Annotated in this window: 6 protein-coding genes; 3 read left to right on the top strand and 3 right to left on the bottom strand. The window is 65.6% G+C overall.

Annotated elements, in window-relative coordinates:
- Nucleotides 1–49 precede the first annotated feature (49 nt).
- A complete protein-coding gene (locus tag EBS11_RS15700) occupies nt 50–520 on the bottom strand; it encodes a DUF1854 domain-containing protein (protein ID WP_131371054.1) in 471 nt (156 codons plus the stop codon).
- A gap of 2 nt (nt 521–522) precedes the next feature.
- Nucleotides 523–2,805 (bottom strand): ABC transporter ATP-binding protein, encoded by a 2,283-nt coding sequence (locus EBS11_RS15695; RefSeq protein WP_290604161.1) that lies wholly within the window; start codon nt 2,803–2,805, stop codon nt 523–525.
- Between the two features lie 512 nt (nt 2,806–3,317).
- On the opposite strand from EBS11_RS15695, the gene cphA (EBS11_RS15690) reads away from it, so the two are divergent.
- The 3 genes from cphA (EBS11_RS15690) (at nt 3,318) to EBS11_RS15680 (ending at nt 11,593) form a co-directional block, all read left to right on the top strand.
- The gene (gene cphA / locus EBS11_RS15690) at nt 3,318–5,495 is read left to right on the top strand and encodes a cyanophycin synthetase (RefSeq protein ID WP_290604159.1); all 2,178 of its coding nucleotides are present in this window, start codon (nt 3,318–3,320) and stop codon (nt 5,493–5,495) included.
- Between the two features lie 181 nt (nt 5,496–5,676).
- Nucleotides 5,677–8,247, top strand: a complete 2,571-nt coding sequence (gene cphA, locus EBS11_RS15685; protein ID WP_290604157.1) for a cyanophycin synthetase — start codon at nt 5,677–5,679, stop codon at nt 8,245–8,247.
- Between the two features lie 202 nt (nt 8,248–8,449).
- Nucleotides 8,450–11,593 carry an EAL domain-containing protein gene (locus EBS11_RS15680; protein ID WP_290604155.1) on the top strand — a complete coding sequence of 1,048 codons (3,144 nt, stop codon included), beginning with the start codon at nt 8,450–8,452 and terminating at the stop codon, nt 11,591–11,593.
- 4 nt (nt 11,594–11,597) lie between these two features.
- Here the strand turns inward: EBS11_RS15680 and EBS11_RS15675 are convergent, their stop codons facing one another.
- On the bottom strand, nt 11,598–12,026 hold the full coding sequence (locus EBS11_RS15675; RefSeq protein WP_290604153.1) for a YbjN domain-containing protein: 429 nt from the start codon (nt 12,024–12,026) through the stop codon (nt 11,598–11,600).
- Between the last annotated feature and the right edge of the window lie 180 nt (nt 12,027–12,206).

The raw sequence follows: 12,206 nt of genomic DNA, 5'->3' as shown, positions 1-12,206 counted from the left end.
AATGGCCATATGGCCATTGGTGCTTTTGCGCAGATACCCCGTGTCGAGGTTACAGGAAGCGATCCAAAATCTTGCGTGTCGTCTTGTCGATATTAAACATGTCGCGGATCAGGAAGTGGATGCCGTGGTTGTCAGCGATCAGGAGCGACGTGGCGCCGATGCGGCGGATGTCTTCCTCGCCCTTCAGCACGAACTGCGTCTCGCCCCGATCCGTGTCGACGTACCAGGTGCACGGCGTGGCGAAACTGCTGACGCTTTTCACGCGCGCGATCTCCGGCATGAATTCGCGCCCTTCCAGCTCTTCCTGCAGCAGGCTGCGCGCCGGCTCGGGCAAGGCATCGACGTGGTCGATCCACGCCACTTCCTTGCCATTGCCCAGCACCAGCGAAATGCCTTCGTCGGGCGACTGGATGGGAAAGGCGCGCACGGGCGCCACGCCTTCAAACACCTGGCCGTCCGCGTCCGTCATCACCAGCTTGCCAAAGGGGTCGCGATGTAAAGTAAAAGTTGTGCTGGCCATGCTTATTCCTTGTCATCCAGGGCGAGTTCGTTGTTGCGCGCCTGTGCTTCGTAGAGGCGGAAATAGGCGCCCTCTTTCGCCATCAGTTCATCGTGGCTGCCCACTTCGACGACCTGGCCGCGGTCCAGCACCACCAGGCGGTCGGCGCGGTGCAGCGTCGACAGCCTGTGCGCGATGGCGATCGTCGTGCGGCCCTGCACCAGGTTGTCCAGCGCCTTCTGGATTTCCTTCTCCGTTTCCGAGTCCACCGACGACGTCGCTTCATCCATGATCAGGATGCGCGGGTCGATCAGCAGGGCGCGGGCGATGGAGATGCGCTGGCGTTCGCCGCCGGACAGGCCCTGGCCACGCTCGCCCACCATCGAATCGTAGCCTTGCGGCAGGCGCAGGATGAATTCGTGCGCATGCGCGGCGCGCGCAGCGGCGATGACTTCCTGGCGCGTCGCGTGCGGCTTGCCGTAGGCGATATTTTCCGCGATGGTGCCGAAGAACAGGAACGGCTCCTGCAGCACCAGGCCGATGTTGCGGCGGTAGTCGGAAACGGCAAACGAGCGGATGTCGACGCCATCGAGCAAAATCGCCCCTTCCGACACGTCGTAGAAGCGGCAGATCAGGTTGACCAGGGTGCTCTTGCCCGAACCGCTGTGGCCCACCAGGCCGATCATCTCGCCCGCCTTGATGTTCAGGGTGATGCCGCGGTTGACGGCCCGGTTGCCGTAGCGGAAACCGACTTCGCGCAGGTCGATGCGGCCTTCGACCTTCTCCAGTTTCACCGGCTGCGCCGGCTCCGGCACGCTCGACACGTGGTCGAGGATGTCGAAGATGCGCTTGGCGGCGGAAGCCGATTTCTGCGTCACGGAGACGATGCGGCTCATCGAGTCGAGGCGGCCATAGAAGCGCGTGCTGTAGGCGATGAAGGCGGTCAGCACGCCGACGGTGATTTCGCCGCGCGACAGCTGCCAGATGCCGAAGCACCAGATGACCAGCAAACCCATCTCCGTCAGGAAGGAGACGGTGGGCGAGAACAGCGACCAGACCTTGTTCAATTTGTCGTTGACGGCCAGGTTGTGCGCGTTGGCGTCGCGGAAGCGGGCCGCTTCGCGTTTTTCCTGCGCAAACGCCTTCACCACGCGGATGCCGGGGATGGTATCGGCCAGCACGTTGGTCACTTCGCTCCACACGCGGTCGATCTTTTCAAAGCCCGTGCGCAGGCGGTCGCGCACCAGGTGGATCATCCAGGCGATGAAGGGCAGCGGCGCCAGCGTCATGATGGCCAGCCACGGGTTCATCGACCACAGAATGACGCCCGTCATGATGATCATCAGCACGTCGGACGCGAAATCGAGCAGATGCAGCGACAGGAAGACGCAGATGCGGTCGCTGCCGCTGCCGATGCGCGCCATCAGGTCGCCCGTGCGCTTGCCGCCAAAGAATTCCAGCGACAGCTTCATCAGGTGTTCATAGGTGGCCGAGCGCAGGTCGGCGCCCATGCGCTCGGATACGAGGGCCAGCACATAGGTCTTGCCCCAGCCCAGCAGCCAGGCCAGCAGGGCCGAGCCGAGCAAGCCGCTCATGTAGTACACCACCAGCCATGGGTCGATGTGCTTGCCGTTCTGATACGGGATCAGCACATTGTCCATCAGCGGCGCCGTCAGGTACGGGGGAATCATGTGCGCGGCCGTGGAGAGCAGCATCAGCAGGAAGCCCAGGGCCAGCTGGCCGCGGTAGGGGTGGGCGAAGCGCCACAGGCGGAACAGGGTCCACGTCGATGGTGGCGTGTGCAGCACCTTGGCGCAGATCGGGCACTCCTCCTGCTCGGGCTCCAGCGGCGCCTTGCAGCTGGGGCACACTTCCTGCTCCGCTTCCAGCACGGGCTGGCCCGTCAGGTGGCTGTCGAGGCGTTCGACGAATTGTTCCAGCACGCGGATGGCATGCAGGTTCTGGCCCAGGGTGAAGCGCCACGACGCCAGGCGGCCGTGGTCATCGAACAATTCCAGGTGGCCCACGCCGGCGTGGTCGTGGTGCGTGAGGCGCAGTCCGGGACGGAAAGACCAGCTTTTCCACGCGCTTTCGCCCGGCGAACGGGCCAGTAAACGCTTCTCGGTGACAACTATTATGCCTTTTGTGAAACGTAATCGCGCATCGAGGTCAACCTCAACGCTACTTAAAACGTTCTCCCCTGGAGAAAGGTTCTTTTCCACTTCCGCCAGCCAGGTTTCTGGCACGGTCGCCGGCAGGGAAGCGAGGGGGATAGTTGTTGCAGGAACACTCAGTTCAGTTGTCATCGTAAAGCATACTCCGGCTCGAGGCCAAGCCCTTCAAAGGGCGGGATTTGGGGGATGGGGCAAGTGCCCGATCAAGGTTTGTGTACTGCGCGATGGCGGGGCAGATGCACCACTGGCAATTTCCTGTATTGTATCGAATGGATGCATCCCGGTAAGGAATGGATGGCAAAACGGCGCAAAAAAACGCCAGATAGTCGCAGCAAGTGCCAGGCAGGCGCGGCGCTTTTGCAACGCGGCACAAGGACTGGAGTATACAACAGCTAGCCGTAACGCAAATGTCTCTCCCCAGCCACGGAGATGGTGTTTTTTTAGTAAGAATGGCAACATTTAGTAACAATTAGAATGGCAACACCAGCAGAATACGAGAAGCAAACGCGACAAGAGGCCGCTAAAAGTGGCACACTGCGCATACCCGGGATAAAGAACCAAGCACGAGCCTGAAAAGACTCTGTAAAGCCAACATAAAGTATCTGGCGCCCAGACGCCTGGCTTGTTATCAAGAAACCACTTACATGATCAAGAAGAAGAACATCGAATTCGTCCGCGTCACCCACTTGCGCGGCCCCAACATCTGGACTTACCGCCCGGTGATTGAAGCCTGGGTCGACATCGGCGAACTGGAAGATTACCCATCGAACACCCTGCCCGGCCTGTACGAGCGCCTGGTGGCGTGGCTGCCCGGCATGATCGAGCACCGCTGCGGCGTGGGCGAACGGGGCGGCTTTTTCGAGCGCCTGCGCGAAGGCACGTGGTCGGCCCACATCCTCGAGCACGTGGTGCTGGAGCTGCAAAACCTGGCCGGCATGCGCACGGGCTTCGGCCAGACGCGCTCGACCAGCCAGCGCGGCGTCTACAAGATGGCCTTCCGCACGCGCGAAGAGCACGTGGGCCGCGCCGCCCTGGCCGCCGCGCGCGAACTGCTGATGGCCGCCATCAACGATGAAGCCTACGACCTGGAAGCGGCCCTGGCGCCGCTGCGCGACATGGTGGACGCGCGCTGCCTGGGTCCGAGCACGGCCAGCATCGTGGATGCCGCCACCGAGCGCCGCATCCCTTCCCTGCGCCTGAACGAAGGCAACCTGGTGCAGCTGGGCCACGGCGCCGCGCAGCGCCGTATCTGGACGGCCGAAACGGACCGCACCAGCGCCATCGCCGAAGGCATCGCCAGCGACAAGGATCTCACCAAATTCCTGCTCAAGTCCTGCGGCGTGCGCGTGCCCGAGGGCAGCCTGGTGCGCAGCGCCGAAGCGGCCTGGGAAGAAGCGCAGGACATCGGCGTGCCCGTCGTCGTCAAGCCATATGACGGCAACCATGGCCGCGGCGTCTCGCTGAACCTGATGACGGAAGCGGACGTGAAGGCAGCCTACGAACTGGCCGCGCGCAAGGGCGACAGCTCGGCCGTGCTGGTGGAAAGCTTCATCACGGGCGACGAACACCGCCTGCTCGTCGTCGGCAACAAGCTGATCGCGGCCGCCAAGGGCGAATCCCTGTGGGTCGACGGCGACGGCACCTCCAGCGTGCTGGAACTGGTGAACACGCAGATCAATACCGACCCGCGCCGCGGCGAAGGCGAAGACTTCCCGTTGGGTACCGTCAAGCCGCACGAATCGGGCGAGATCATCCTCGAACTGCAGCGCCAGGGCATGACCGCCCTGTCCGTGCCGCAGGCGGGCCAGAAAGTGCTGATCCAGCCGAACGGCAACGTGGCCATCGACGTGACGGACGACGTCCACCCATCCGTCGTGCACGCGGCCCTGCTGGCCGCCCGCGTCGTGGGCCTGGATATCGCCGGCATCGACCTGGTGACGAAGGACATTACCCGTCCGCTGGAAGAGCAGCGCGGCGCCATCATCGAAGTCAATGCCAGCCCTGGCCTGCTGGCGCACATCAAGCCGGGCGTGGGCCAGCCCCGCCCTGTCGGTGCCGCCATCGTCGACCACCTGTTTACGGAGGAAGAAACGGGCCGCATCCCGCTGATCGGCGTGACGGGCACGCGCGGCACCAGCCTGATCGTGCGCATGCTGTGCAAACTCCTGAACCTGTCCGGCCTGCACACGGGCGCCGTCTGCAGCGAAGGCATGTACCTTGACCAGCGCCGCGTCGTCAGCAGCGACTGCGTGAACTGGGACGCGGGCCAGCGCCTGCTGCTCAACCGCACCGTGCAGACGGCCCTGTTCGAGAGCAATCCGCGCATGATCCTGGCCGAAGGCCTGGCCTACGACAAATGCCAGGTCGGCATCGTCACGGACATGGGCAGCCTCGATAGCGTGAAGGATTTCGACGTGCTGGACGACGCCGGCCTGTACAAGGTCGTGCGCAGCCAGGTCGACGTGGTCGTACCGAGCGGCGTGGCCGTGCTGAACGCGGCCCACCCGCAAGTGCTGGAACTGGCCGAGCTGTGCGACGGCACGGTGACCCTGTACGCCCAGGATGGCAGCCTGCCCGCCATCGCGGAACAGCTGGCGAAAGGCCAGCGCGCCGCCTTCGTGCGCGGCAACCACATCGTGCTGGCCGAAGGCGGCATCGAAACGGTCTTGCTGTGCCTGGACTTGCTGAAACCGGCCACGGCCGGCAATGTCGACAGCGTGCTGGCCGTGGCCGCCGCCGCCTGGGCTCTGAACCTGCCCGTCGACCTGATCTGCGCCGGCCTGCGCACCTTCGACGCGGCCCCCGGCTGCATCGGGAACTGAAAACCAGAGACGTCAAACCAAACCTACTGCGCGTCGCGATGTGCGGCCTCCGATGCTCACTGTGCATCCGCACAGCTCCGCTTCCCGGCCACACATCCCGTCCGCTCGCTGCGGTTTGATTTGACGTAAAAGCCCGGCTTCGGCCGGGCCCACAAGAACACAACAGGATTACGGTTTAATTATGGAAGTATCTCGCGTACGGGCCCTGCGGGGCCCTAACCTCTGGAGCCACGACACCGCCGTGGAAGCCATTGTTTCCTGCACCACGCAGGAACTCGACATCGCCCAGCTGCCCGGCTTCGAAGCCCGCCTGCGCGCGCTCTTCCCGCAACTGAGCCCGCTGCAACCGCTGGGCAACTACAACGCCGCGCCGATGGCGCAGGTGCTGGAACTGGCGGCGCTGGGCTTGCAGGCGCAAGCCGGCTGCCCCGTCACCTTCAGCCGCACCACGCCGACCCTGGAAACGGGCATCTTCCAGGTCGTCGTCGAATACTCGGAAGAAGCCGTCGGCCGCCTGGCCCTGGAACTGGCGCAGCAGCTGTGCCGCGCCGCGCTGGAAGACGCGCCGTTCGACCTGGCTGGTGCCCTGCACCAGTTGCAGGAGCTCGATGAAGACGTGCGCCTGGGTCCATCGACGGGCGCCATCGTCAACGCCGCCGTGGCGCGCAACATCCCGTTCCGCCGCCTGACCGAAGGCAGCCTGGTGACGTTCGGCTGGGGCAGCAAGCAGCGCAAGATCCAGGCCGCGGAAATGGACGGCACCAGCGCCATTGCCGAAGCCATCGCGCAGGACAAGGAACTGACGAAAAAACTGCTCGATTCGGCCGGCGTGCCCGTGCCGCAAGGCCGCGTCGTCGTCGACGCGGACGACGCCTGGGCAGCCGCCTGCGAGATCGGCCTGCCCGTCGTCGTGAAACCCAAGGACGGCAACCAGGGCAAGGGCGTGACCGTCAACATCACCACGCGCGAACAGCTGACGGCCGGCTTCATCGCGGCGCAGGAATTCCGCGACGATATCCTCGTCGAGCGCTACCTGCCGGGCCACGATTTCCGCCTGCTCGTCATCGGCAACAAGATGGTGGCAGCGGCCCGCCGCGACCCGCCGCAGGTGGTGGGCGACGGCCAGCACACGGTGCGCGAACTGGTCGACCAGGTCAACCTGGACCCGCGCCGCGGCAGCGGCCACGCCACCTCGCTGACGAAGATCCGCTTCGACGACATCGCCCTGGCCAGCCTGGCCAAGCAGGGCTACGTGGCCGACTCGGTGCCGCCGGTGGGCCAGCGCGTCATCCTGCGCAATAACGCCAACCTGTCGACGGGCGGTTCGGCCACCGACGTCACCGTCGACGTGCACCCGGAAGTGGCGGCGCGCGCCGTCGCCGCAGCGCACATGGTGGGCCTCGATATCTGCGGCGTGGACGTGGTCTCCGACAGCGTCTTGAAACCGCTGGAAGAACAGAACGGCGGCATCGTGGAAGTGAATGCCGCGCCGGGCCTGCGCATGCACCTGGCGCCGTCGTTCGGCAAGCCGCGCCCCGTGGGCGAAGCCATCATCGCCGCCATGTTCGCCGAAGGTGACGATGGCCGCATCCCCGTCGTTGCCGTCACCGGCACCAACGGCAAGACCACCACCGTGCGCCTGATCGCCCACCTGCTGACGGCTTCCGGCCTGCGCACGGGCATGACGAACACGGACGGCGTCTACATCGAAGGCCGCCAGATCGACAGCGGCGACTGCAGCGGCCCGCGCAGCGCGCGCAACGTGCTGCTGCACCCTGACGTCGACGCGGCCGTGTTCGAGACGGCGCGCGGCGGCATGCTGCGCGAAGGCCTGGCCTTCGACCGCTGCCAGGTTGCCGTCGTGACCAACATCGGCGCCGGCGACCACCTGGGCCTGAACTACATCACCACCGTGGAAGACCTGGCGGTGCTGAAACGCGTGATCGTGCAGAACGTGGCCGACAGCGGCGTGGCCGTGCTGAACGCCACCGACCCGGCCGTCGCCCGCATGGCCAAGAACTGCAACGGCACGGTGACCTTCTTCGCCGCCGACAAGACGCACCCCGTGATGGCCACGCACCGTGCGCAGGGCAACCGCGTGGTCTTCGTCGAAGACGGCAAGCTGGTGGCGGCACAGGGCAAGGAGCGCCACGAGATCGCCCTGTCGCAGGTGCCGATCACGCGCAATGGCGCCATCGGCTTCCAGGTCGACAACGTCATGGCCTCGCTGGCCGCCGCCTGGGCCGTGGGCCTGGACTGGAAGACCATCGCGCTGGGCCTGAAAACCTTCGCCAATGAAGCCGACAATGCGCCGGGCCGCTTCAATGTCTTCGATTATCGTGGAGCCACCCTGATCGCCGACTACGGCCACAATCCGGACGCCATCCTGGCGCTGGTGCAGGCCGTGGAAAGCATGCCGGCCAAGCGCCGTTCGGTGGTCATCAGCGGCGCCGGCGACCGCCGCGACGAAGACATCCGCCAGCAGACAGAAATCCTCGGCGCCGCCTTCGACGACGTGCTGCTGTACCAGGACCAGTGCCAGCGCGGCCGCGCCGACGGCGAAGTGGTCGCACTGCTGCGCCAGGGCCTCGACGGCGCCAAGCGCACCAGCCATATCGATGAAATCAACGGCGAATTCGTCGCCATCGACAAGGCCCTGGCGCGCCTGGGCGAAGGCGACCTGTGCCTGATCCTGATCGACCAGGTGGAAGAAGCGCTGGCCCACATCGCCAAGCGCGTCGCCGAAGCCTGAGCGTCGTAGCCTTGCGCACTAGGGCGGCCTGCGGGCCGCCCTTTTTGTTGGCGCGCGCCATGTGCCGCCGCGCACCCGCATGGTGCAGAAATACCCCATACCCTCCTTGCAAGCTTGTAAATTCGGGCATGAAAATTGCTCATTAGAAAACATACTGGGCTGACGGGAAGGTGGGGCACGCATGGTGGGCAGAATCTCGCGCATGATCGGGAAATTGACGGTGGGGCGCAAACTGGCGCTGATCTATTTGCTCGACCTGTCCGCCGTCATCTTCATTTCCGGCATCCTCATCAACGAAAAATACCTCGCCATCGACTTCTCGCGCAAGGAAATGGCGGGCAACGCCTACATCGCCGTGATCCGCGACGCGCTCCTGCCCCTTACCCGTGCACCGGACGATGCAGGCCCATCGGCAGCCGCCATCGACCAGGCGGAGCGCCGGTATGGCCCCGGCATGCGCAGCGCCGAATTGAGCGGGGAATTTTCCGCCCTGCTGCGCCAGGTCGGCGCTTCGCCCACGGCGCATGACGGCATCGCCCCCTCGCCCGCCTTTGCCGCCGGGCGCGAACTGCTCACGCGCGTGGGCAACCAGTCCAACCTGATCCTCGACCCCGACCTGGACAGCTACTACACCATGTCGCTGGTCATCCTGCGCTTTCCCGAACTGCTGGAAGTGATCAACAGTACGCGCGACCTGGCGTTGCAGCTGGCCACGGCCGAAGGCGTCCGGCGACAGCGCCTGCAGACCCAGTTCCTGATCCTCGAAGGCCGCATGGACGCCACCATGGGCGGCATCCGCAGCGACTACACGGAAGCATTTGCCGCCAGCACGCCCCTGCTGCGCCAGCATCTGGACGGCTCGCGCGCGACGCTGCAGCAGGCCGTGGTGCAGTTCCGCGCCAGCACCCAGGCGCTGGCCGGCACGCAAGCAGCCCCCGCCGGGACGCAGGAACTGCTGCGGCACGACGCGGCAGCCATCGCAGCCCTGCAGCGTGCCTGGCGCGAGACGGAAGGCGAGTTGCAGCGCCTGATCCAGCTGCGCGTGGACGGCTTTTTCACGCGCATGTGGCTGCACCTGGGCACGGCCGTGCTGCTGCTCGTGATGATCCTGGGCCTAGTGTTTTTCGTCGCGCGGCAGATCGCCCTGCCCATCCGGCGCCTGGCGCGCGTAGCGCAGGAGGTGCGCGCAACGGGCGACCATAGCCTGCGCGCCATCTGGGACAGCGAGGATGAAACGGGGCGCCTGGTCAGCGCCTTCAACACCATGCTGCAGCAGCTCGACTTCCAGCGCGTGGAGCAGCAGGACCTGGTGGCGCGCGCCAGCGCGGCCGATGCGCAGCGCCAGCTGGTCGACGCCATTCCCATCCCGCTGATGGTCACGTCCATCCCGCACCACCGCGTGCTGCACGCCAACCAGGCGGCGCACGCATGGCAGGGCGGCCTGGAGCTGGACCCGTGGGTGGGCGGCATGAGCGCGCACGCCCGTTCGCGCTTCTTCCAGCGCCTGAGCGACCTGGGCGCCGTGGATGAATTCGAGGTCTGCTGGAGCGGCGGCGGCACGCCCACCTGGGCCCTGATTTCCGCGCGCCTGATCGACTACCAGGGCCAGCGCGCCGTGCTGTCGACCTTCACGCCCATCAACAAGACCAAGCTGATGGAATCGCGCCTGGAACTGTGGGCCAAGGTCTTCGAAGCGTCGGCCGAAAGCCTGATCGTGATGGATGCGGACATGCGCATCATCACCGTCAACCAGGCCTTCCGCCGCCATTCGCTGTACGACATGGTGGAGCTGATCGGCAAGCGCCCGGCCTTCCTGCTGTCGCCGCACAACAGTCACGAACAGCTCGACAGCCTGCGCCAGACCCTGGCGCGGCGCGGCTACTGGCAGGGCGAGATCTGGATACAGCGCAAGTCGCTCGAAGCGTATCCCGCCTGGCTGGTGATGAACGCCGTGCGCGACCTCGACGGCGTCACCACGCACTTCATCGCCAGCTCGCTCGACATCAGCGAACGCAAGGCCAGCGAACGGCAGATCGAGCACATGGCCCACCACGATGCGCTCACGGGCCTGGCGAACCGCCATGTGTCGAAGCTGCGCCTGGCCGCCGCCATCGCGCAGGCGCGCCGCAGCGGCGAAAAGGTGGGCGTGCTGTTCGTCGACCTGGACCGCTTCAAGCACGTCAACGACGCGCTGGGCCACCACGTGGGCGACGCGCTGCTGCAATCGGTGTCGGCACGCCTGCTGCAGCTGGTGCGCGAGGGCGACACCGTCAGCCGCCTGGGTGGCGACGAATTCGTCGTCATCCTCAACGGCATCGGCGATGCCGCTGCCATCGCCGACCTGCTCGACGCGCGCCTGATCCCGGCCATGCGCGAACCGCATCAGGTGGAAGGCAGCGAATTGTACGTTTCATGCAGCGTGGGCGTGGCCATCTACCCGGACCACGGCACCGACATGGATACCCTGATGCGCCACGCCGACGCGGCCATGTACCAGGCCAAGAGCGGGGGCCGCGACCATGCGCGCATGTTCACGCCGCAGATGGAAGAGCAGCAGCTGCAGCAGCTGCACCTGGAAACCGATTTGCGCCACGCCATCGAACGCCACGAACTGGTGCTGTACTACCAGCCGCGCATCGATGCCCGCAGCGGCCGGCTGAATGGCGTGGAAAGCCTGATCCGCTGGCAGCATCCGCAGCGGGGGCTGATCGCGCCGGACAGCTTCATCCCCGCCGCCGAGGAATCGGGGCTGATCGTGCCCATCGGCGCCTGGGTCATCCGCGAAGCATGCCGCCAGCACGTGGCCTGGCGCGAAGCCGGCGCGGGCGACATCGGCGTGTCGGTCAACCTGTCGGCCATCCAGCTGAAACACGGCGGTCTGGTGGCCACCCTGCGCGAGGTGCTGCGCGACTTCCCCATCGCGCCGGGCCTGATCGAATTCGAGCTGACGGAATCGATCCTGATGGAGAACGTGGACGACACCATCGCCACCCTGCAGGCGATCAAGGCGCTGGGCTTTGCCCTGTCGATCGACGATTTCGGCACCGGCTATTCGAGCCTGAACTACCTGTGCCGCTTCCCGCTCGACAAGCTGAAAATCGACATGAGCTTCGTGCAGAACATCCACAAGTCGCCGCAGAACCTGGCGGTGACGAAAGCCATCATCGGCCTCGGTCACACCCTGGGCCTGAGCGTGACGGCCGAGGGCGTGGAAAGCGCGGCCGATGCCGAGGTGCTGCGCCACGCTGGCTGCGACGAGCTGCAAGGCTATTACTTTGCCCGCCCCATGCCGCAGGCGCAGCTGGCCACATGGCTGGCGCAAACGGCAGCACCCTGCCCCGCCTGACGCCTTACTCCGCGCTGGCGCGCATTTCATTGGCGAACAGCGAAGCCGCATGCGCCATCGAGCGCGTGGCGCGCGCCAGGAAGTGCGCCCAGTGCTGCTGTTCGAGCAGCAGCATCTCGACGCAGAACCACACCTGGCCGCGCAGCACGTGGCCCTTCACCAGCTTGATGCGGCGGTTGACTTCATCGAGTGCCGCCAGCACGCGCTGCTGCTCCCCGGGCGACTCGATCGGCCAGACATTCGGCAGCAGCAGCTTGCCAAATGCGGCATCGTCCGCGTCAAAGCACAGCACATAGCCCATGCCTTCAAAGCGGAAGACGATGTCGCCGTCGCTGTCGGTGCTGGCCTGGTAGCCCTCGGCCTGCAGGTGCTGCAGCAGGAAGGTGGTGGCGGTGCTGGCGCTCGTGGTGGTGATCGTGGTGAGTGTGGACATGCGATTTCCTTTCAGTGAGTGGGATGGCGGCGCGCCGCGCTGGCGCCGCTGCATCCCTGTCTCAACGCGGCAAGCCGCACAAAATACAAAACTATTTTTCATCGCGTGTGGAGCACCTGCAACGGGGCATGCGGCAGCGCGGCGGATGCGCCCGCGCCGCCAGGGCGCATGAATGCAGCA

Source organism: Janthinobacterium sp. (genome assembly GCF_009923995.1).
Classification (GTDB): Bacteria; Pseudomonadota; Gammaproteobacteria; order Burkholderiales; family Burkholderiaceae_D; genus Janthinobacterium.
The sequence above is the reverse complement of the archived record's forward strand: the minus strand, read 5'-3'. Positions and strand labels throughout refer to the sequence as shown.